Origin of the sequence: Pseudomonas sp. SMV71 (assembly GCF_052042015.1) — a bacterium.
GTDB lineage: Bacteria > Pseudomonadota > Gammaproteobacteria > Pseudomonadales > Pseudomonadaceae > Aquipseudomonas.
The window spans coordinates 354,176-375,693 of record NZ_JBKGGU010000001.1 but is presented as its reverse complement, the minus strand read 5'-3'; the positions used below and the strand labels follow the sequence as shown (position 1 = coordinate 375,693).

Sequence of the window (21,518 nt, the reverse complement as noted above, 5' to 3'; positions counted from 1 at the left end):
ACAGCGCCCAGCGCGGAACCACGGTGGTCACCCAGGCAGTGGATGTCATGCGCGACCTCGCCCGGCATATGCAGACCGCCGGCGAAGGCATCGAGGCGCTGAACGAGCAATCGCTGGTCATCGGCACCATCGTCAAGACCATCAGCGGCATTGCCGAGCAGACCAACCTGCTGGCGCTCAACGCCGCCATCGAAGCCGCCCGGGCCGGTGAGCAGGGGCGCGGCTTTGCGGTGGTCGCCGATGAAGTCCGGCAACTGGCGTCGCGTACCAGCCAGGCGACGGATGAAATCGTCGGTGTGGTCCGCCAGAACCAGGACATGGCCCGCAACGCCGTGGCCCTGATGACTGACGGCCAGCACCAGGCTGAACAGGGCCTTGCCCTGGCTGCCGAGGCGGGAACGGTGATCGTGGAGATTCAGGACGGCGCGAAAAAAGTTGTGGATGCGGTGAGTCAGTTTGCCAATCAACTGTCGACTTGAGTCGGCTGTTATTGTCTTTTACATATTAATTATTGTTTTGCGATAATTTCAGGCCTATGTTTTGCGCTCCTATCGTTCTGTTGGAGCCTCACATGGGCACGAATCGTCTCGCTTTGTACAGCCAGCGCATGGCTGCCGTAACGCTTGTTCTCATCGTCGCGATGATGGGCATCAACGCAGCCGCCTGGCTCTTTCCCGGGTTTGCATCAGAGTACGGCCTGGGCTTTTCGCTGACCGAGCGCCAGCTGTCGAGCCTGGCCGATGGGGCCCTGCGCCTGGCGGGTTGGCAGAGCCTGGGCGCGATCCTTCTCACCAGTATCCCGTTGCTTGCGCTGGCGGTCGGGCTGGCCAATTTGCGACAGTTGTTCAACCGCTATGCCCGGGGCCAGTATTTCTCCAGCGAGGCAGCGGTCTACCTGGGACGGACGGGCCATACCGTCGCGCTGTGGGTATTGCTGGATTTCCTGTGCGAGCCGCTGCTCAGCGTGCTGGTGACAATCAACGAGCCGGTGGGCCAGCGATTGATTACCCTCAGCGTCACCGCGCCGTCCTTCGTCGCTTTGTTTCTCGCCGCCTGCATCGCGATCATTGCCCGGATACTGTCCCAGGCCAGTGAAGTGGATTCAGAAAACCGGACCTTTGTTTGAGATACCCATGCCTATCGTGATTCAACTTGATGTGATGCTGGCGACGCGCAAGGTCAAGTCCAAGGACCTTGCCGCCGCCATCGGCATTACCGAAGCCAACCTTTCGCTGTTGAAGCAGGGCAAGGTCAAGGGCATTCGGCTGGCGACCCTCGAAGCCATTTGCAGCTACCTGCAATGCCAGCCTGCGGACCTGCTGGTTTACCAGCCCCAGGGCGAGCCGGATCAATCGCCCAGCGCTTGACCTTCACGCCGTGGGTCGGCCCCGCCGGCCAGTGAGGGTTTGCCTTGCGCGTCACGCACCCGGACGATTGCCTGGGTGCCGCTGGTCATATCGATCTCGCTCACGGCGTGGCCTTTATCTTTGAGCGCCTGGATCAGCGTCGGGCTGAACTGCCCTTGTTCCAGCTCGGTGGGGCCGTTGCGGCTGCCGAAGTTGGGGAGATTGATGGCGGTTTGCGGGTCAAGGTTCCAGTCGAGCAGACCGATCACCGACTTGGCGACGTATTCGATGATTTGCGAACCACCCGGTGAACCGACCGTCGCCAGCAGTTCGCCGCTTTGGCGATCGAAGATCAGGGTCGGCGCCATGGACGAACGCGGGCGCTTGCCGGGCTCTACGCGGTTGGCGACTTTTTGCCCGTTCTCTTCGGGAATGAAGGAGAAGTCGGTCAGCTGGTTGTTGAGCATGAAGCCCAGGACCATCAAGTGCGAACCAAATGCCGACTCTACGGTGGTGGTCATGGACACGGCACCGCCCAGGTCATCCACGGCCACCACTTGCGAGGTGGAGATGCGCAACGGCGAACGGTCCGGCGCATAAGCCACTTGCACACCCGGCGGCGTGCCCGGCTTGGCGACGCCCATGCTGCGCGGGCCGATCAGGGCGGCGCGGCTGGCCAGGTAACCGGCGTCGACCAGGCCTTTGACCGGGACGGGGACATAATCCGAGTCGGCGACGTATTGGGCGCGGTCGGCGTAGGCCAGGCGCTCGGCCTCGGCGATCAGGTGCACCGCTTCGGGCGCGGGTTCGAGGCCGGCGGGTTTATCGGTCTTGAGTGGCTTCAAGGGCGCGAGGGCCGCATGGCTGTCGCGCTGTTCCAGGCTTTGCAGTGTGCCGAGGATCTGCGCCACGGCGATCCCGCCCGAAGAGGGAGGCGCCATGCCGCAGACCTGCCAGCGCTTGTAGTCGGTGCATAGCGGCGCGCGCTCCCGAGCGCTGTAGCTCTTGAGGTCGCTCAATGAAAGGCTGCCCGGGTTGGCATGCCCTTGCACCTTGGCGACGATCTCCTCGGCCACCGGTCCGTGGTACAACGCATCGGCGCCCTCTTTGGCGATCCGTTTGAGCACGCCGGCCAATGCGGGGTTCTTCAGCAGCGTGCCGACTGCTTTAGCGCTGCCATCGCTGTTAAGGAAATAGGCCGCCATGTCCGGCGAGCCCGGCAGGGACGGATCGGCGGCGATCATCGAATGCAGTCGGGGTGAGATCGCGAATCCCTGTTCGGCCAGCGTAATGGCCGGCTCGAACAGCGTCGCCCATTTGAGACGGCCGTGTTTGCGATGAGCCAGTTCCAGGGCGCGCATGACGCCCGGTGTTCCCACTGAACGACCGCCAATCTGTGCAGCAGTAAAGGGCATGGGTTTGCCATCCGCTTGCAGGAACAGCTTCTCGGTGGCTCCGGCCGGCGCGGTTTCGCGGCCGTCGTAAGTGCGCACCGCCTTGCCATCCCACAGCACGATGAACGCGCCGCCACCGATGCCGGATGATTGCGGCTCCACCAGCGTCAGCACGGCTTGCATCGCAATCGCCGCATCAATGGCCGAGCCGCCGCGCCGCAACATCTCCCGCCCGGCTTCGGCTGCCAGTGGGTTGGCTGCGGCAGCCATGTGTCGGGAGGCATGTTGGGTTTGCAGGTCGGTGCGATAGCCGGAAGCGATTTCCGGGGCGATAGGCAACGTGGGGATGACGGTGGAAGATGACGGTGTCTTACAGGCGGCGAGTGTCAGGGCGACAGCCAGCAGTGAAACGACTGACAGGCGATGAAGATTCGGTTTGAGGTCTGTAGGCACGTGTCGCTCCATCCGTGGCGGGGAATATAGCAGCCGACTGTAACGATGGGAGGGGTAGGGCGCAAACCGGAAGCCGAATTGTTCACGCGCCAGTCGGGTCCCGAGGGCGAGACAGCGCATGCCACGCCAACGTGCGGCGTGGCATGCAGAGCCTAAGGCGCAGGCGCCAACGTCAGGATACCTTGGGTGTGCCGGGCCACGTCCGCCGATGAAAGGTGCAAGGCCTGGTATTCGCCGCGTATGAAGGGCAGAACCTGATCCTCATAGTGGCTGTTGAACGGAACGCCGCTCTGGCCCACTGGGAGTATGCCGAGCGCTTTGTCCGGCGTGGCCAGATCGATGACCCGTCGCGTCGAGGGACCGTAGGTCACCGACCAGGGCGCCGGACTCAGCGGTGCGGAGAAATTGTTCGGCACTTCGTGGCTCCCGGGGGCCGGGTAAGGGCCAGCGTTGAGCAGCGGCGCCAACCATTTCTGACTACCAAGCGGATGCGCCTGCGTCAGTTGATGCACGTTGCCCCATTTCCACTGCGTCGGGTCATCACCCAGCGTGGCCCGCAGATGGGCGATGCTGGTGTTCCAGGCGCGTACGACCACGTCGGCCCGTGTCTGCACATCCGGTTGTGTCCTGTCCTTCCACCAGGGCGAGTCCTCGTCGGCGACCAGACGCGGCAACGCAGCGTCCATTACGCGGGTGCTCAGCAGGTTCTGGAACATCACATCGCCCAGCTCATCGTGCAGGGCGCCATAGCTCAGGTCATAGAGAAACTGGGTGAACAGCGTGGCATCGATCGAGTCCAGCGGGTAGTCGCCCTGCCACTGCGCAAGCCCCTCCAGCCACTGGCGCTGACGCGGATCGGCAATCGCCGCACGCAGGATCGGCAGCACCGGTTGCAACACACGTTGGGCATAGTCGGTCTGGGTGTCGAGTTGCAGTCGGGTGCTTTTTTCGATGTTCCACTGATCGTCCCGGCCCAGTTGTCGGGTCAGGCGTCGACCTCGGTCGGGCAGGTTGTAATAACCCGGTATCGCCATGCCATCTGGCGAGACGGGCTGGGCGTTGGCGGAGACGATGTAGCCACTGGCCGGATTTTCTTCATGGGGGTTGGCGCTGAACGGGTAGTAGCCGTCTTTATCGGCCTCGCCGCTGCTGCCGTCGAGAATGAAATCCGCGGTGACCTGGGACGGGCGCCTGGGCAATCGCGCAGCGGCCCACCAGGCGATGTCGCCTTGGGCATTGGCGTACACCACGTTGAGTCCCGGAGCCTTGATCAATGACGCAGCCGTGCGAGCCTTGTCCAGCGTGTCAGCGCGGTTGAGCTGATAAAAGGCGTCCACCACCGGGTTGTCGCCGTCCAGGTATGACCACCAGAGAGCGATGGGCCGGCCAGGGGCATTGTCGCCCAGCGCATCATTGATGATCGGGCCGTGGGGGGAACGGCGCAGGCGCAGCATCACCGGTTCGGCACCACGCACCTCGATACGCTGCTGTTCTTCCTCCAGGGCGACCCAACGGCCCTGATACCAGACTTCATCGGGGTTGTCGGGATTGGTGGTTTCGCCAATCAAGTCGATGTCATCGTTCTGGAACATGGTAAGGGTCCAGGCGAAGTCGTTGTTGTGCCCCAGCAGGGCGAACGGCACGAGGCTTTCGTAATCGCCGTAGAGTTCGAAACCGGGGGCGTTGAGGTGGGCTTCGTACCAAACCGAAGGTACGGAAAAACGGATATGCGGGTCGCCGGCCAACAGCGGCTTGCCGCTTTGCGAGCGCCGGCCCGAGACGACCCAGGCGTTGCTGCCCTCCATTTGCGGCAGTCCGGAATGGTTCACCGCCTGTTCGCTGAGCTGCGCCAGGGCCGCCAACGATTGCCAGTCGGTGGCGGTCAGTGCCTGGTTGCCAAGGGCGCCTTCGGGATCCCAACTGCGATCGAAAATGGCCAGGTAGGGCGCACCCAGCGTGTCCCTGACGTAAGTCAGCAGGGGTTCGGTACGAAACGCAGCCGCGAAGCTGTAGGCCATGTAGCCGACTACGCTGTAGACGTCCTGGGCGGTGAATGGCCTCTTCTCAATACCGAGCAGGTCGAACTCCACAGGGCGTGGATTTTCCATCTGATAAGCGTTGATACCGTCCAGGTACGCCTGCAACGCCTGCCAGGTCGCGCTCTGATGATCGGCGTGCGCCACCTGCCAGTCGGCCTGTTCACGGATACGCAGGGTGCGGAACAGTTTGTCGGTGGGCAACAACTTGCTGCCCAGCACCGCAGCCAATTCACCGCGGGCCAGGCGCCGGAGCATTTCCATCTGGAACAGCCGGTCCTGGGCATGTACGTAGCCCAAGGCGCGGTATGCGTCGGGCTCGTTGCCGGCAGTGATATGCGGTACGCCACGCTCATCGAACCGCACCTCGACGGGCGACTGTAGTCCAGGCAGGCTGGCCAGTCCTTGTCGCTGCGGCTGCTTGCCATAGAGATAGAGGACGATCACGACGGCACCGATCAGCAGCGCCGCCGCAACGAAGACGCCGATGCGCTTGAGCTTGCGTGCTTTCGCAACGGGCGCGAGGGGTCGGGGGATGTTGAGGGCAGTCATTGCACGCCCAGCCTTTGGCGAGCGTGACGCAACCGTTGCAGCAGGTTGAGCAGGGGACCGGTCATGACCGTGGTCACGACGGTCATGATGACAAAAAGGGTAAAGAGTTCTTTGCCGATAATGCCCAGGTCCAGGCCGATTTTCAGTACCACCAGTTCCATAAGGCCCCTGGCGTTCATCAATACACCGACGTCCATCGCGACCGGTGTCGAATAACCGGCGACGCGGGCACCCAATGCACCGCCCAACAGTTTGCCGACGATCGCCACCAGCAACACCAGGCCTAGCAGGCTTACACCGACGGTCGAAAACGTCGCCGCGGTGGTGTTGAGCCCGGCGAGGGCGAAGAAGCTGGGCATCAGCACGATGACCGCGATGTGCTCCACTCGCTCGACCAGCATGTTCAGCAGCCGTTGGTCTCGCGGCAGGCACGCGCCGAACAGAAAAGCACCGAACACTGCATGCACTTGCAGCCATTCGGTGATGCTGCCGTACATCAGCGCGCCGCACAGAAGTACCGCGAGCAACGTCAAGGTACGCCTGCCCTCAAGGTGGGCTATCCAGCGCCTCAATAAGGGACGCACGCACCAGAATGAGGCACAGCACAAGGCGACCAGGCCACACAAGCGCAAAGCCAACTCCTGCCATTGGCGGTCCAGTTGCAGACTCATCGCGGTGATCGCCAGCAACACCCAGGCGCAGACATCACTCACGGCGGCAGCCATCAGCGAGAGCGCACCGACCTCACTGTCGAGCATCCGTCGCTCCTTCAGAATGCGTGCCAGGACCGGGAACGCGGTGACCGAAAACAGCGTGGCAATGAACAGGTTGAAGCCCAGGCGGGGGGCGCCGGCAGGTGCGAAGGTATCGTAGAGAAGAGGGGCGATCGCAATGCCCAGAATGAAGGGCAGGGCAATGCTGCAACCGGCGATCAGCAGCACTTTGCCGTGGGCGTAGGGAGCGTGCTGTTCAGGCATCCGGAACTCGGCTCCGACGACGAACATGAACAGCAGAATGCCAAGGTCGCTGAGTACCTTTAATTGTGTAACAGCGTCGCCCTTAAATAGTGCATGGTGGAAGTCGGGAAAGAAAAAACCAAGTACCAAAGGGCCCAATACAAACCCGGCGATCATCTCGCCAACCACTTCTGGTTGCCCTAGTCGTTTTAGAAAGGCACCCGCAACCTTGGCCGTTAATATTATAAAAACGATTTGCAAGAAGAGCATGGGGATACCTGTCCGGAGAGTTGAGGAAACGCCGCCACCGGGCTCTATATAGCGTGCTGGCAGATAGGCAACGGATGTTAGCGGAGCGTGCAGGGATAAAAAAACTACCAGATCTGGTAGTTTTTTTTGATGAGATGAACCTGTTAGATTTTCCTCGCTTCGTTGTTGTGCGGCTTGTTAGTCGTGCCCGACTCATGTTTTCCGATAATTCAGAAGGTCGATTATGAAAGACGCGATATTTACGATCATTCATCAAGCCCTGATTGAAGTTAATGCCACGCGTAAAGAAAAGATCGATTTGCAAAATATCGATACGTTGGCACTTTACGGTACTACTGGGGTGTTTGATTCCATGCAACTGGTCAGCTTTCTGGCTGCGGTGGAAGAAGGGTTGGACGACGAGCTGGATATTGAGATTTCGTTGACGTCGGAAAAAGCGGTGTCACAGACCGTCAGCCCGTTCAGCAGCGTTGCCTGCCTGATTGATTTCATTGTCGCCGAGCAGCAGGTTCCTCAACTGGCCTCTGCCTGAATGAACGCCACGCAGGGAGCATTGACGTGAACGTGACGGTTCGTAAAGCACTCAGCAGTGACATGTATCCGGTGTGCAAGCTGTTGCGCGAGTCCACCTTGAACTCCAACTGGATAGGCGTAAACGTGCGCAAGCGCATGTTTGCCGATATCTGGTCCGGGGGGGAGGATTACTTCGGCTATGTGATGCTCGATGACGACGTGGTGGTGGGTTTTCTCGGTTTGCTGTTTACCACCCAGCCCTGTAACGGGCAGCAGCGCTTCTGCGAACTGCACAGTTGGTACGTGCAGGCCGAGTACCGCAAGGAAAGCCTGAAACTCCTGTTGCCGGTACTGTCGATGCGCAAAGTCACGCTGCTCAACTATACGCCCACGCCCGACGTGTATGAGATCAGCAAGAAGTTCGGGTTTATCGACCTGGAAACCGAGCTGTTGCTGATGTATCCCGTTCCCAATCCGCTGAAGATGCGTCGGCGCTATCGCCTGGAAACCGATGTCCATCGGGTCGTGGGCTGGCTGAATGAGCAGGAAAGTGTGGTCTTTCGGGACCACGCCGGGCTTGAGTGCCGGCATTTGATGATCGTCGATACGCTGACAGGCGAGTCCTGCTACCTGATTGTCAAGCGCATGACCCGGCGCTGGTTCGAGCCGATCGGTCGGGTGCTGTTCATCGGCAACCCGCAGTTGTTTGCACGCAGTCTCGACAGTTGGCGATTGTCCTTGTGCCTGCAAATGCGCGTTCAGTGCCTGGTGAGTAATGCGGCGGAACTGGCAGGGTATCCCCTGAGCGGTGTGCGATTGATCAAGCGCGAAGTCCCGTCATTGGTAAAACCTGCTTCGGGCAGTTCGGCAAGTGCATCGATAAAACCGTTGTACAGCCTGCCGTTACTCATCGGATATAAGTTGCATTGATATGATTATATTGTTGACGGGCACCCGCAAAGGCGTCGGTAAAGAAGCGGCGTTGTATTTTCTTGAACAGGGCCACGTAGTCATCGGTTGCAGTCGCGGTGCAGGTTCGATTGAGCATGAGCGCTACACGCACTTTTGCCTGGATTTGAATGACGCCAGTGCAGTCAGGAAAATGATCAAGCATATTCGCTTGAATCATGCGCAACTGGATGTGCTCATCAATAACGCCGGTGAAGCGAATATGGCTCCTTTTCAATTGACGCCTGCCGAGACGGTCCAGGGTTTATTTGCAAGTAACGTATTCGGCTTGATGAATGTTACCCGCGAAGCCGTCAAGTTAATGCAGAAGAACGAGCACCCCGGGGTCATTGTGAATATATCTACCGTGGCGACCCACTGGGCCATTCCAGGCCAATCGATATATGCCGCCAGCAAAGCCGCCGTCGAACAGCTGACCCGAACGTTAAGCAAGGAACTTTCGGTTTTTGGCATTCGCATCAATAACCTGGTGTTACCGCTGTACCGAAGCTCTTTGACCCGCACACTTCCTCAAGAGATCAGACAGAAGATGATCGAGCGCCAGACGATAGCCAGGCCCTGTGTGTTTGCCGACCTGATCGGCCCCTTGAAGTTTCTTGTCTCCAGCCAATCGGCTTTTGTGACGGGTGAAACCCTCAGCCTGGGAGGTGTGCAATGAGTCGTGATGCCTTACTGGCAACGCTGGCCGAACCGGGGCAGCGCACGGCGCTGTTGCACGGCGAGCAGCAGTGCACTTACAACGATTTGCATGCCAGGGTGCAGCAGTGCCTGGCCTGGCTGATCGACCATGGCGTCAAACCGGGGGATGCGGTCATCCTCAATGGTGATTACAGCGTCTCTGCCGTCGCTGCGCTGCTGGCCTTGTACCTGAACCGCAATATTGTGGCGCCGCTGGTCGATCTCAGTGAGCGTGCCCTGCAGACCCTACAAGGTGCCGCGCGGTGTCAGCATCGGATCGAGATCGTCGACGATGGCTGGGTGCATCACCCGCTGGCGCAACCGGTCGTCGACGAAAGCCCTGAATACTACAACGCGTTGCGGGAGAGGGGCCGCGCAGGCCTGGTGTTGCTGAGCAGCGGCAGTACCGGCGCGCCCAAGGCGATCCTGCATGACCTGGATGACCTGATCGACACCAAGATGGGCAAGGAGCGCAAGAAGCCTCTTTCGATCCTGATGTTCCTGTTGTTCGACCACATCGGCGGCTTGAACTCCTTGCTCAACACACTGGTGGTGGGCGGTTGCGCGGTGATGCCGATCGATCGGGCCCCCGAATCGATCTGTGCGTTGGTCGCCCGGCATGGGGTGAAGGTGCTGCCCGTCAGCCCTACCTTTCTCAACCTGATCCTGATGGGACGCCATCACGAGCAGCATGATCTGTCCTCGGTACGGCTGATCACCTATGGCACCGAGAGCATGCAGCAAAGCCTGCTCAAACGGGTCCAGCAGGCGTTTCCCAAGGCCAAGATGCTGCAGACCTTCGGCACCAGTGAAACGGGCATCAGCGCCACGGTCAGCCAGTCCTCGGGCAGCACCTTTTTCAAGCTGGCCGATGCGAACACTCAGTACCGCATTATCGATGGCGAGTTGCAGCTCAAGACCCGCAGCCAGTTTGTCGGCTATCTGAACCAGGACACCGATAACGTCACCGAAGATGGCTGGTTCCGTACCGGTGACCTGGTGGAGCAGAACGAAGAGGGTTATCTGCGGATCCAGGGACGGCAAAAGGAGCTGATCAACGTCGGAGGGCTCAAGGTGCTTCCCACCGAAATCGAAGACGTGATGCTGCGCAGCTCGCTGATCGACGATTGTGTGGTGTACGGCGTGCCGAATGCGATCACCGGCCAGGCTGTACACATGGATGTCATGGCCACCGGCGTGGAGAGCAAGAAAGCCCTCAAACAGCATGTGCTGGAGCACCTGGGCAGTTGTCTGGAGGCCTACAAATTGCCCGTCAAAGTCAACAAGGTCGACGAAATCGCCTTTTCCAATCGGTTCAAGAAAACCCGGGCGGTGCTGTCATGAGCGATATCGTAATCCTCGGCGCTGGGCGTTTCGCCCTGGAACTGGCGACCTACCTGCAAGATATCGAGCCGTCGGCAGTGGTGCGTCACCTGATCGTGCCGGATGAGGCCGGGGGCGATGCTGCCCCCGCCGCGCCATGGCCCGCCCAGGGCCTGGACCCGCGTTATCGCTACGTTCTGGGCGTGGCCGATGTTGCCCTGCGCCAGCAGTTGATCGACACGTACTTCAGCGATGACCGCTTGTTGGCGCCCAATTTCATTCACCCCAGCGTCCGTCACCGGTTGGACCTGCGCGCCAGCCGCGGCAATGTCATCGCCGCCGACTGCCATATCGGTGTCAACACCCGGATCGGCTCCTGGAACATGATCAATTACCACTGCAGCGTGGGCCACCACTCACAGTTGGGCGACAACAACTTCCTGTCACCGCATTTCAATGCCGGTAACAGCGTGACCCTCGGTAATCGCTGCTTCATCGGGCTCAGTACCGTGGTCACGCCCCAGACGGTGATTGAAGACGATGTAACGATCCAGGCCGGTTGCACCCTCAGCGAGTGCATCCCGGCGCATTCGCACTGCACATCCACGGCCCGCCAGAAAATCCTTCAACTGGTCTAAAGGAGTAGTACCCGCATGAACAAGTCTGCACACGTCATTATCATGGGCGGTGGTCCAGCTGGCAGCATTGCAGCGTTGACCTTGCAAAAACTTGGACACCAGGTGACGGTGTTCGAAAAAGAGAAGTTCCCGCGTTATCGCGTAGGCGAGTCCTTCTTGCCTGGGACATTGTCGATCCTGCACCGCCTCGGGTTGAGCGACAAGATTGCGCAGGCCGGCTACGTGCTCAAGCCCTCGGCCACCTTTCTGTGGGGCAAGACCGAAGCGCCGTGGACCTTCTCCTTCACCACGCCCAAGACCGAGGACTGGGTATTCGACCACGCCATTCAGGTTTTGCGCTCGGACTTTGACCAGATGCTGCTCGACACCTGCCGTGAGCGCGGCGTGCGCGTGTTCGAGGAGGCCGCCGTCATCGATGTGGATACCGAGCAGGCCGACAAAGTCAGCGTGATGGTACGGCACAAGGACGAGACCAGCGAATTCACGGCCGACTACCTGATCGACGCCTCGGGCAGCAACAGCCCGCTGGTGCGCAAGCTGGATCTGCGTGAGTACGACGAATTCTACAAAAGCGTGGCCTTGTGGTCGTACTTCAAGACCCCGGATCCGTTCAAGAACGACCTCAATGGCACCACGTTTTCGATTACCTTCGAGGATGGCTGGATCTGGATGATCCCGCTCAAGGACGGTGTCTACAGCGTTGGTACCATTGTCGACCAGAGCAAGCTGGCCGATATCAAGGCCATGGGACTCAATGCTTTCTATGACAAGACCCTGGCCAAGAGCGAGCGAGCCTTGTCGATCCTCAACGGTGTGGAACGTTGCGAGGATGTGAAGCTGGTGCGCGACTGGTCCTACGAAACCAAATATTTTTCCCGTAACCGCTTTTTCCTGTGTGGCGATTCGGCCTGCTTCACCGACCCATTGTTCTCCCAAGGTGTGCACCTGGCCTCGCAGTCGGCGGTCAGCGCCGCCAGCAGCATTGACTACCTGATGCAGCACCCGGAGCAGAACGAGAAGGTGCACGCCTGGTACAACCGCAGCTACAGCGAGACCTACAACCAGTACCACGAGTTTCTGGCGTCCTTCTACACGTTTGCCTCCTTCACTGAGCCGGAATCCGAGTTCTGGACCAAGCGTCGGATCAGCGAGTCGGCCGACGAACGTTTGAAGCGCAAGGAATGGTTCGAGCAATTGGTCAACGGGGAAAAGCAGAACCGCCCGCAGATCGGCGACTTCAAGGACCGCGCCTCCACCATGATCGCCATCGGCCGGCACCAGCGTAATGAATTGACCGACGAGTTCATGGATGCCGAGCTGAACCCGGCTCGCGTGCGCTGGATCTCCGACCTGACCAAGCAACTGAACCGCATCGTCAGCTTCAGCTGGCTGGGCGACCGGGTCGAGACTGCCGATTACTTCAAGATCGAGCCGCTGAGCTTCAAGCTGAGTCTCAAGCGGATCCTGTCCAACGGGGCCGGCAAGGACATGACCAAGTACACCGTGAGCGAAGCCCTGGTGCAGCTGTTCAAGGACCTCAACGAACAGCAATTCGGCTACAAGGAGTTGATGGTGCGCCTCAACGAAGTGGGGGAGGTGAACTCTTCGCAGTTCGTGATCCGGTTGATGGAGGCCGGTTTGCTCGATGGATTCGACAAACATGGGCAACGAGTGCTGGTGCAGGATCGCCTGCGTTTCGATGGGGTAGGTGTCGAATATGAAGTTTGACGAGGGGTTCAGTTGGCTGTTCCTGGCGGGCGTCGGCAACTCCGGCGACAACCACTGGCAGCGGCATTGGGAGACCGAGCATCCCGATTCATTGTGGCTGGAGCACCGTGACTGGGATAACCCGGACTGCGAGGAGTGGGTCGCGGATTTGCAGGCGCTATTGTCCGGCCAGCAGCGCCCGGTGGTCGTGGTCGCCCATAGCCTGGGGTGCCTGTTGCTCCTGGAGTGGGCGGCGCGACATCGATCGGATCGGGTGCGCGGGGCGTTCCTGGTCGCGGTGCCGGACCCCAATGGTCAGCAGTTCCCGGAGCAGGCCCGCGGCTTCCGACCGGCCGACCAACTGAGCGTCGACTTTCCGGTCACGGTGATCACCAGCCAGAACGATCCCTACGGGGACCTTGATTACGTTCAACGCAGCGCCCGCCAGCTGGGTTGCGGCTGCACCAACCTGGGCGAGCTGGGCCACATCAATGGGAAGTCGCAGTTGGGGTACTGGGATCAGGGCTACAACCTCCTGCAATCCTTTGCCCGGTCACTGAGTCACTGAGTCACGATCGCACACAGGCTGCCCACGGCGGCCTGTGCTTCTTAAAGCCATCAGGACGATGCTATGTCAGCTAATGCCGTGTCTGTGCTGCCGGGCAATGAGCTTGGAGCCGCATTATCGCCATTGATTCGAGGGGTTGCGCAGGGGCAGTGCCACCGTATTCCGGTGCACGCGCGATTTGAAGGGCACAGTGTGCCGGCCATGTTGGCGGTCCAGGACGAGGCCCATTGCGTGCTTGAACTGCCGGCCGGCGTCTACAGCACCAACCCCGAGCCTTTCACCGTGGCACTGTGTTTCGAGCAGTGCCTGCATCGTCCGCAGGTGCCGGTGAACATGCACGGTCGGTGGTCTGGCAATGACCGATCCTGCCTGGAACTGGTGAGTTGCGGCGCCAGGCCCGCGTACCTCAACGAGCGCGATCGCGCCGACGCGTCACTCAGGGCTGCGGCGCGAAGCCCTGTGCTGTTCAATCGTCGCCTGACCGTACAGTTGCATTACCTCAGCCCACTCAACGGCGTATTCGAGGTGCTGGACCGAGATGTAGTGATCGTGCCGGGCATGGATCTGGAGCTGCAGTTCAACTGCCCGTGGAGTGGCCCGGCCATGGTGCGGGTGCAGGTCCTGAGACGTTACGCGGACCAGGGCCGCTTCCTCTGTCATTTCCGGATGCTGGACAAAGCCTCGAGCACTGCCGCAGCGTTGATGCTGCTGTGCCAGCGTCGGCACTTTTCCTTCGACAGCCTGCCTGTGGCGCTCCGCAAGAGTCCGGCCATCGGTCGCCTGATCCATGTCGCGATTATCGAAGGGACCGGCGCCATGGACGACCTGCTGACGTGCCGCCTGGCTGCCAACCGCCACTACGGTCGGCTGGAGGACGTGCAGGATCCGCGAGTCTTGTGGGATGAATGGGACCCTTTCGCCATTCAGGTCAGCGCGCGGCTGGGCAACAAATGTGTGGGGGCGGGGCGTGTAGTCGTCAACAGCGGCCATCGTGAACGCTGCGAGATCGAAATGTCGACGCCCTTGCCGCAATGGCTGTGGACGGCGGGCTTTGTCGAGATGTCCCGGGTCGCCATTCTGCCCGAGTACGCCGGGCACCACGTGATGCTGGCGCTGCTGCGCGAGCTGGGCAGGATTACCCTGCATTTGCAGAGTCGGTACATCGTGCTGGACGCCATCGATATCCTGGTGCCGATCTACACGCGATTAGGGGCGCAATGCCTGCCGATCAGCAAGAAACATCCGTACAGCGGGGAAACCGTGCGTGTGATGTATTTCGACGTCGGCCGTCTTCTGAGCAGTCTCGACTGGCACCTGCCCCAGTGGCTGTATGTGTTCGGGCCGACCATCGGGCACAGCGTGCATCGCCGGCACATTACCCGGCTCGCCGCTCAATATCAGGTGTCGGCTGCGGGGATACGAGTCAAGCGGGGGATTGCGCGTGCGCTCAAGAAACTCATGGGTTGATCCCTCGGTCGTGAGGCTTGTCAGCTCCACCGCGTCGGCCACCCTGTATGCCGGTTGGGTGGCATTCTGCGCCCGTCAGTTGCCCTGGACGGCCATGGCGCAATCGGCCCTGGCGCAGTGGTTGCTCAGTTTCGCGGCGACTTTTGCGTTCTCGGCATTTATCAGCCGCCGGATCGGCAACAGTCCGCGCCAGGCTGTTGCGGTGCGAGTGGCCGCGTGCGCAATGTCGATCTACGCAGCTGTGCTATTGAGCGTACACATGATGATCGGCACGCCGAACCCGTTGCTGACCCTGCTCCCGGTGTTGGGCCTGGCGGGAGCCTACGCCTTGTTCTACGCCCGGTTACAGGTCCGCCACAATGCGCGTGCGCAATCGGCATGAGCGCGCTGCAGTTGGTTGCCTTCCCGGTCCATGCGCAGGCGGATGCCGCTTGGCATGCCCTGCTTGACGAGCAGCAGAGGCGACACGCCGCGATCTTGGGCGAGCGTCAGCGAGTTCGTTACATCAACGCACGCATTGCCCTGCGCCTGACGGTGGCCGGGCTTGTGCAGTGCGACCCGCGACGAGTGGTAATCGAACAACAGGCATCGGGACAATTGCGCATCTGCACCCAGCCACCGTTATTCGCCAGTGTGACGTATGCACAGCAGCTGGGCCTGTTGGCCCTGGGGTCGTCCCGTCTGGGTCTGGATTACGAGGACGGTACCGCCCCGGTCTTCTGGTGCAGTGCGGTGCGTCGATATTTTTGTGAGAGTGAGCGTCGCTGGCTCCAGAGTCGCGATGAAAGTACGCGGGAAGCGGACTTTGTGTGGTTGTGGACCCGGCGCGAGAGTCTGCTCAAATACCGGGGCAGCGGGATACGGGGTGATACGCGGTGCTTATGTCGCCCTGGAGATGCCGCGCCTTCCCAGCGCAGTTTCAATCTGGCCGGAGGGGTAGGGACACTCACCGGTGAGGTGCTCACAGCCGATCTGTCACCTTCACGGATGGCCCTGTGCGGTGAGTGGTCGCCGGAACTCGATTTCAGCTGGCGCCAGGCGCCAGTCCGGATGCCTTGCTGCGTCAGATCTGAATGAGCTGCATCGACAGCGCCTGGACAACGGCAGCGCTGCGTGTCGTCACGCTGAACTTTCGTCGGATGTTCTTGAAGTGATAATCCACGTTGGCTTCCGAACAGCAGCAGATATTCGAGATCTCCCAACTGGTCTTGCCAAAGGCACCCCAGCGCAGTATTTCCTTTTCACGCTGGGTCAACTTGACCTGGGTGGCGGGCGCTGGCGGAACCATCAGGGTCAAGGCGGCTTGAAGAGCTGCGTCCCTGAGTATCGATAGCGTACCCATATGGTGTCTGATCGTCGCTTGCGCCTGATCAGCGTCATGTGCCTGGAGGTTGAGGCCCAATGTGCCGAACTGACCTTGCGGGCCGTGCAGGGCGAAGGTGACGCCATGTTCCAGCCCGTGCGCGACGGCCAGCGCCCGCAGGCTGTGTTGCTGCGGTGAGCTATACAGCCGCTCGGTCCAGACGATGGGCGTGACGTTATGCATGCAGTGCAGCATCACCGGGTCGATCCTGACGTAGCCTGCCTGTTCGTAAGCCTCATGCCAGGCTTGTGGGTAATTGCCGATGACCAACTCGTTGCGCTCCGGTACGTTCCTGCCTGGCTTGAGGCGCAGCTCATAACGGTCAAAGCCCAACTGCAGGATCGGTTCTTTCAAGCGATCGAACAGTTCGCTGCTGGTCGAGATGCGGGGGCCGTCCAGAAGGGGCTCAAGCGCTTGCGATACCATCATTCATTTCCTTTTCAATGATTGCCGGCTCAAGCATCGCAGGATGCGGATCAACGGTTCATCAGCCAGATCGAAGCCGCGACCAACAGACCTCCAATGCATTGCCAGACGGAGAGTTGGATATCCAGTACGACCCAGGACAGCAGCACCGCGAACATCGGCGCCAGGAACAGCCAGCCGCTGATGCTGGTGGCGTCCGCTCGTTTCAGCGCGACGAACCACAGCCCGAACGAGCCGGTCGAGGCCGGTATGGCCAGCCAGGCAAACCAGCCCCACTGCTGAATCGAGAGGTGGTCGGGCCAGTGCTCGCCGGCCACGAGGGCGCAGGCGAGCGCCCCCAGGGCACCGATTAACAGTTGCCAGAAACTCAAGGTCCACGTCCCGACCGGCACCGGGTTGCGCTTGATGATCAGCGTCGCGGCGGCCCAGCTGACGGCAGCGCCCAAGCCCAGGGTGACGCCAATCCAGGCGCCAGGCTGTGGGTCTTTTGCAAAGTCAGCGCCAATGGCCAGCGCTACCCCGATCAAGCCTGTAACAAGGCCCGACAGGCGGTTGGCCTTGAGCGGCTGTGCGAAGAACAGCCGGTTACCCACCGCGACCCACACGGGGTTGGTGAAAAGCAGGATCGCGGCGGTGGAGGCCGAGACGGTGCGCATTGCCAGGAACAGCAGGCTCATCACAGCCGTGGTCTGGGTGAGGCCGATGATGGCCATCACCAGCACCTGGCGTGCGTCCAAGTGGCGCGGGAGCAGGTTGGCACGCCAGGAACCGCCCTGCATCAACACCAGCGGCAGGGTTGCCAGCGCGGCCAGGAAGAACCGCCAGCCCACCAGCATCAATGGATCGAATCCCTGATCGAGCAATATCTTGCCCGACACGAAACTTGAGCCCATCAAAAACGTGGACGCCAGGATCGTGACAGCGAAACCCACTCGGCCAGGGGCGGCGGTTGCCTCCCCTGCGGCAGACAGGGCCATCAGTAGATTTCAATCCGCAGCGGCTGGACCCGGCTCGGCAACAGCGGTGCGATGCACCTTTGGCCCAAGCGCCTGATGGTTTCCTGCCGTGCCGGCGCCAAGGCAAGCTGCAGCACCCCGGTGCCGTCGATCAGCGCTTTGCCGGCGCTCAGCCTGAGGGTCTGGCTCTGCTCCAGGAATATGTCGCGACCTTCCCAGCTCACCCAATGACTGCCGCTCAGGGCGTGAGCAATGATGTCCTGGCGCAAGTGCAACGACATCAGCTCGGTCGGGCGAAGATAGATGTAAACCCAGTCCGGCTCGCCGTCGGATGCCCCCCGGGCATCGGCACTGAAAGAGACCGTTAACGTACGCACTCTGGTCATCCTTCTGAAAAATCCATTGGAAATACATCTGTGCTTACATTAAAGGGCTGATTTCTGTAAAAACATCAGTAATTTCTTGGAGTAATGGTTAGCGGGGCTTACATGTCGGTGATCCCTCCCCTCAGTTGTCTGCGCAGTTTCGAAGCCGTCAGCCGCTTGTCCAGCGTCACCCTGGCGGCGACGGAGCTGCACGTCACTCACTCGGCGGTCAGCCAGCAGCTCAAGGTGCTGGAAGAAATGCTGGGTGTGACACTGTTCGTGCGCGAAGGGCGTACCTTGCGCATCACTGAAGACGGTCGGTTGTACTCGTTGCAGGTGCGTGAGTCGTTGAAAAACATCGCCGATGCGACTCGCCAGGTCAAAGCGCAGCCCAAGGCTTCGGAGCTGGTGGTGGCGGTCATGCCTTCCTTCGGCTTCTCCTGGCTGTTGCCGCGCATCGGTCGATTCCAGGCGCGTTACCCGCACATCACGGTGCGTCTGCAGGCCAGTCTCACCGTGACCAACCTGGCGCAGGAGGCGGTGGACGTCAGCGTGCGTATGGGGCGGGGCGATTGGGAACAGGTGCAAAAACAGCTGTTGTTTCACGATGAAATGATCGTTGTCTCTTCCCCGGGCTTCAATGGCGGACAGTTACCGCAAACGCCGGCGCAGATTGTCGCCAGCCCGATCATTTTCACCATGGACTCCTGGCAGCCCTGGTGCGAGGCGGCGGGGCTGGACACCGAAGTTACGCGCAAGGGGCTGTGCAGCAACGATTCGAATCTGGTGCTGGAGGCCGTGCGACTCAAGCAGGGGGTCGCGCTGGTGCGTCGCAGCCTGGTGCACGACGCGATCGGGCGTGGTGAACTGGTGCAACTGAGCAAATATGCGGTGCCCTATGCCTACCCGTATTGGCTGGTGCTGCCGGATCGCGAGCGCGTCGAGGCCAAGCGGCAGCAGTTTGCCGACTGGCTGGGGGAAGAGGTCGAATCGTATCTGCGAGAGCTCAGCCAGGTATGTCGACTGCCTGGCTGCTGAGGAGACCTTTTTCCGGGGCATAAAAAAACGGCTTATCTTTCGATAAGCCGTTTTTGGTACTTGGTGGCTACACAGGGACTTGAACCCCGGACCCCAGCATTATGAATGCTATGCTCTAACCAACTGAGCTATGTAGCCAAGTGGCGCGCATTATTCGCTGGTAGCGAAGATGTGTCAAGCGCAAAGCTGAAATATTTCTCTGCGCTTTCAACCGCTTATCCATCCTCGCTGCAAATACCTGTCAGCCGAGTTGAAATCTCCCCGTGTTGGCACTCAGGGCCTGGCTTCCCTGGCTCAGGGTGTCCGCCGCCAGGTTCACGGCCCGGGCGCCATCGAGCAGGCGCATGGCCGCCTGATCGACCTGCTGGATATTGCCGCTGACCTCATCGGCGGTGCTGGCCTGTTCGTCCACCGCCGTGGCAATTTGCGCCAGGGTGTCGGTCACGCTTTGCACGGCGGTGGCGATTTCACCCAGGCGCTCACCCAGGCCGGTGACGGCCTGGGCGTCGGTCTGGGCCTGGCCGCAGGCGGCTTCCATCAGGCTGACCGCTTCGGTCACGGTGGCGCGCAGGCTGTCGACGGTGCTGGCAATCTGTTGGGTGGAGGATTGGGTGCGTTGCGACAGGCTGCGTACCTCATCGGCCACTACGGCGAAACCCCGGCCCTGTTCCCCGGCGCGCGCCGCTTCGATGGCGGCGTTGAGGGCCAGCAGGTTGGTCTGCTCGGCCACGCCACGAATGGTGTCGACCACCAGTTGGATCTGTTGCCCCTGCTCGCTGACCCGGCCCAATGCGGCAGCGGTCTCGTTGAGCCGCTGGTTGAGTTGCTGGATGCTCGCCGTGGTGCGCTGGCTGTCACGGCTGCTGTCGGCGGCGATGCGGCGGGTCTGCTGGGCGCTGTCGGCGGCCTGTTCACAGCTTTTCGCGACGCCCTGGGAAGTGGCGGCCAGTTGGGTCGCGGCGGCCGCGATCTGGCTGATCTGCATCTGTTGGGCCTCGACTTCGCCCAAGGCGCCGCTGGAATGGGTATTGAGGGTGCGCACGGCATCACTCAACTGCAATGTCTCGTGATCCACCCCCAGCAGGCTGTTGCGCAGTTGCACCACGGCAACGTTGAGAGCGGTGCTGATGCCGGCCAGTTCGTCGCGTCCTTGTACCGGCACTTGCAGGCTCAGGTTGCCGTCACGCAGGGCCTCGGCCAGCAGCGTGATGCCGCTGGCGCTGCGGCGGATCGAGGCTTGCAGGCAGACGAACAGGTAAAGCGCCGCCAGCACCAGGCAGCCCAGCACGGTGGCGACCAAGGTGAACTGGCGAATCGCTGTGGCGTGGTAGTGATCCAACCGAGTGTCCAGCGCCACCAGTGACTGCTGCCGCAGCGTCGCCAAATCGCCCAGCAAGGCGTCCATGTGTTTCTCGAAGGCGTCCGGCTTGAGGGTGATCGAGCCACCGAACACACCGTCATCCAGCACTTTCAGGCCGGCGTCCAGATGCTTGAGGCTGCCTTGGTACTGTTCCGCCCACGTCCGCAATTCGCTGGGAAGGCGCGTTTCCAGCAACGCTCCGGTCTTGATCAGTTGATCCCGGGCATCGCCGATACGGCTGCGCAGGTCCCGCAATTGCAGGCGGCTCTGCAAGGTGAATTGGCCTGATACCACAGAGGCCTGGCCGACGCTGGCCAGGCGACCGACCCGTTCGATCAGGTCCGGCGTCTGCTGGGTCGCAATCTGGGTCAGCAAATAGGTTTCAAGCCAGGAGGCCAGGGTCAGGCGATTATCCATGACCATTTGCTCGCGCAGGGCTTGCAAGGCGCTGAGGGCGGCGGTGAATCGGTCATAGCCGTCAGGCCACCAGCCCACGGCACCCAGGCTTTTGGAGTCCAGGCCGTTGAGGCTGGTTTGCAGGGCCTGATAGCGGGCGAGGGTGTCGGCTTCGGCACCTTCGGCTTGCAAGGTCGTTCCCAAGTCATTGGCGGCCTGGTTGAGCGACGGTTGCACTGCGTCGAACGCGGCCATCGCAGCCAGGGTGGCCGGCGTGGGTTGCCGATTGGTTTCCGTGGCACGCCAGCGGGCGGCGCGGTCGCGCTGGGCGGTGAGCAGGTTGTCGAGATTGTCCAGGGCCAGCAACTGGCGCACGCCGGCGCGTTCTCCGGAAATCAGGTTGAGTTTTTCGCGGTAATCCTGGCCGATGAGCCACAGGCTGCCCATCAATGGCAGGATGAACAGCAAAAACAGCAGTTGGAACTTACGAGCGAAGCCGAAACGTCCCAGCCATCTGATTCCGGGTGATAGAAAAGCCTGCATGCCCATACTCCCCCGAACATCCGTGCACTGTTTTGGTGCCTTTTTGCACCAGTGTCGAAACGGATGTCCTTTTAAAAGGCCTCGAAAGTTCGTCCACATCGGCGCGGTAGGCCAGCTCTGTAGCGAAACTTCCCATTCTCGGTCCCCTTTGTAAGGGGCCGCGTTATAACGGATTTACAAGGCAAGATTCAGACCATGGCG

Annotated in this window: 21 protein-coding genes and 1 tRNA gene; 14 read left to right on the top strand and 8 right to left on the bottom strand. The window is 60.9% G+C overall.

Annotation, left to right across the window (positions count from 1 at the left end; translation table 11 throughout):
* The first annotated feature begins 47 nt into the window (after window positions 1-47).
* The 3 genes from ACLEJQ_RS01860 (at window position 48) to ACLEJQ_RS01850 (ending at window position 1,367) form a co-directional block, all read left to right on the top strand.
* Window positions 48-479, top strand: coding sequence for a methyl-accepting chemotaxis protein (locus ACLEJQ_RS01860; protein WP_373685103.1), 432 nt, complete (start codon window positions 48-50; stop codon window positions 477-479).
* Window positions 480-571: 92 nt separating this feature from the next.
* Window positions 572-1,126, top strand: a complete 555-nt coding sequence (locus tag ACLEJQ_RS01855) for a DUF2975 domain-containing protein (protein ID WP_440791602.1) — start codon at window positions 572-574, stop codon at window positions 1,124-1,126.
* Window positions 1,127-1,133: 7 nt separating this feature from the next.
* Window positions 1,134-1,367: a helix-turn-helix domain-containing protein gene (locus tag ACLEJQ_RS01850; protein WP_245140415.1), complete on the top strand. Its 234-nt coding sequence runs from the start codon at window positions 1,134-1,136 to the stop codon at window positions 1,365-1,367.
* Here the strand turns inward: ACLEJQ_RS01850 and ggt are convergent.
* From ggt to ACLEJQ_RS01835, 3 genes are all read right to left on the bottom strand, one after another.
* Window positions 1,349-3,205 (bottom strand): gamma-glutamyltransferase, encoded by a 1,857-nt coding sequence (gene ggt / locus ACLEJQ_RS01845; RefSeq protein WP_440791648.1) that lies wholly within the window; start codon window positions 3,203-3,205, stop codon window positions 1,349-1,351. The two genes, ACLEJQ_RS01850 and ggt, sit on opposite strands and share 19 nt — an antisense overlap.
* A gap of 140 nt (window positions 3,206-3,345) precedes the next feature.
* Window positions 3,346-5,781: a penicillin acylase family protein gene (locus ACLEJQ_RS01840; RefSeq protein ID WP_440791600.1), complete on the bottom strand. Its 2,436-nt coding sequence runs from the start codon at window positions 5,779-5,781 to the stop codon at window positions 3,346-3,348.
* Window positions 5,778-7,007, bottom strand: coding sequence for a cation:proton antiporter (locus tag ACLEJQ_RS01835; protein ID WP_440791598.1), 1,230 nt, complete (start codon window positions 7,005-7,007; stop codon window positions 5,778-5,780). Before ACLEJQ_RS01835 ends, ACLEJQ_RS01840 begins: the two co-directional genes overlap by 4 nt.
* 223 nt (window positions 7,008-7,230) lie before the next feature.
* Here ACLEJQ_RS01835 and ACLEJQ_RS01830 point away from each other — a divergent pair, with 223 nt between their 5' ends.
* The 10 genes from ACLEJQ_RS01830 (at window position 7,231) to ACLEJQ_RS01785 (ending at window position 15,947) form a co-directional block, all read left to right on the top strand.
* A complete protein-coding gene (locus tag ACLEJQ_RS01830) occupies window positions 7,231-7,539 on the top strand; it encodes a hypothetical protein (RefSeq protein WP_440791596.1) in 309 nt (102 codons plus the stop codon).
* Between the two features lie 26 nt (window positions 7,540-7,565).
* Window positions 7,566-8,450, top strand: a complete 885-nt coding sequence (locus ACLEJQ_RS01825; RefSeq protein WP_440791594.1) for a hypothetical protein — start codon at window positions 7,566-7,568, stop codon at window positions 8,448-8,450.
* Window position 8,451: 1 nt separating this feature from the next.
* Window positions 8,452-9,147 carry an SDR family NAD(P)-dependent oxidoreductase gene (locus ACLEJQ_RS01820; protein WP_440791592.1) on the top strand — a complete coding sequence of 232 codons (696 nt, stop codon included), beginning with the start codon at window positions 8,452-8,454 and terminating at the stop codon, window positions 9,145-9,147.
* A complete protein-coding gene (locus ACLEJQ_RS01815; protein WP_440791590.1) occupies window positions 9,144-10,511 on the top strand; it encodes a long-chain fatty acid--CoA ligase in 1,368 nt (455 codons plus the stop codon). Before ACLEJQ_RS01820 ends, ACLEJQ_RS01815 begins: the two co-directional genes overlap by 4 nt.
* On the top strand, window positions 10,508-11,128 hold the full coding sequence (locus tag ACLEJQ_RS01810; RefSeq protein WP_440791589.1) for a hypothetical protein: 621 nt from the start codon (window positions 10,508-10,510) through the stop codon (window positions 11,126-11,128). Before ACLEJQ_RS01815 ends, ACLEJQ_RS01810 begins: the two co-directional genes overlap by 4 nt.
* Before the next feature lie 15 nt (window positions 11,129-11,143).
* Entirely contained in the window at window positions 11,144-12,856 is a 1,713-nt protein-coding gene (cmlS, locus tag ACLEJQ_RS01805; RefSeq protein WP_440791587.1) for a chloramphenicol-biosynthetic FADH2-dependent halogenase CmlS, read from the top strand.
* Window positions 12,846-13,403, top strand: a complete 558-nt coding sequence (locus ACLEJQ_RS01800) for an RBBP9/YdeN family alpha/beta hydrolase (protein WP_440791585.1) — start codon at window positions 12,846-12,848, stop codon at window positions 13,401-13,403. The genes cmlS and ACLEJQ_RS01800 overlap by 11 nt, the downstream gene beginning before the upstream one ends.
* Before the next feature lie 201 nt (window positions 13,404-13,604).
* Window positions 13,605-14,870, top strand: a complete 1,266-nt coding sequence (locus ACLEJQ_RS01795) for a hypothetical protein (protein WP_440791583.1) — start codon at window positions 13,605-13,607, stop codon at window positions 14,868-14,870.
* Window positions 14,871-14,880: 10 nt separating this feature from the next.
* Window positions 14,881-15,252, top strand: coding sequence for a hypothetical protein (locus tag ACLEJQ_RS01790; RefSeq protein WP_440791581.1), 372 nt, complete (start codon window positions 14,881-14,883; stop codon window positions 15,250-15,252).
* Window positions 15,249-15,947 (top strand): 4'-phosphopantetheinyl transferase family protein, encoded by a 699-nt coding sequence (locus ACLEJQ_RS01785; RefSeq protein WP_440791579.1) that lies wholly within the window; start codon window positions 15,249-15,251, stop codon window positions 15,945-15,947. Before ACLEJQ_RS01790 ends, ACLEJQ_RS01785 begins: the two co-directional genes overlap by 4 nt.
* On the opposite strand, the gene ACLEJQ_RS01780 is transcribed toward ACLEJQ_RS01785, so the two are convergent.
* The 3 genes from ACLEJQ_RS01780 to ACLEJQ_RS01770 are packed head-to-tail and all read right to left on the bottom strand — an operon-like array spanning window position 15,934 to window position 17,992.
* Window positions 15,934-16,662, bottom strand: coding sequence for a helix-turn-helix transcriptional regulator (locus tag ACLEJQ_RS01780; RefSeq protein ID WP_440791577.1), 729 nt, complete (start codon window positions 16,660-16,662; stop codon window positions 15,934-15,936). The genes ACLEJQ_RS01785 and ACLEJQ_RS01780 overlap by 14 nt on opposite strands.
* 47 nt (window positions 16,663-16,709) lie before the next feature.
* On the bottom strand, window positions 16,710-17,636 hold the full coding sequence (locus tag ACLEJQ_RS01775) for a DMT family transporter (RefSeq protein ID WP_440791575.1): 927 nt from the start codon (window positions 17,634-17,636) through the stop codon (window positions 16,710-16,712).
* Complete coding sequence (locus ACLEJQ_RS01770) at window positions 17,636-17,992, bottom strand: hypothetical protein (protein ID WP_440791573.1); 357 nt, start codon at window positions 17,990-17,992, stop codon at window positions 17,636-17,638. The genes ACLEJQ_RS01775 and ACLEJQ_RS01770 overlap by 1 nt, the downstream gene beginning before the upstream one ends.
* Before the next feature lie 111 nt (window positions 17,993-18,103).
* Here ACLEJQ_RS01770 and ACLEJQ_RS01765 point away from each other — a divergent pair, with 111 nt between their 5' ends.
* Window positions 18,104-19,018 (top strand): LysR substrate-binding domain-containing protein, encoded by a 915-nt coding sequence (locus ACLEJQ_RS01765; RefSeq protein ID WP_440791571.1) that lies wholly within the window; start codon window positions 18,104-18,106, stop codon window positions 19,016-19,018.
* A gap of 61 nt (window positions 19,019-19,079) precedes the next feature.
* Here the strand turns inward: ACLEJQ_RS01765 and ACLEJQ_RS01760 are convergent.
* Both ACLEJQ_RS01760 and ACLEJQ_RS01755 read right to left on the bottom strand, forming a co-directional pair.
* Window positions 19,080-19,156 (bottom strand) — tRNA-Met (locus ACLEJQ_RS01760).
* A gap of 103 nt (window positions 19,157-19,259) precedes the next feature.
* Window positions 19,260-21,317: a methyl-accepting chemotaxis protein gene (locus ACLEJQ_RS01755; RefSeq protein WP_440791570.1), complete on the bottom strand. Its 2,058-nt coding sequence runs from the start codon at window positions 21,315-21,317 to the stop codon at window positions 19,260-19,262.
* Window positions 21,318-21,518 lie beyond the last annotated feature (201 nt).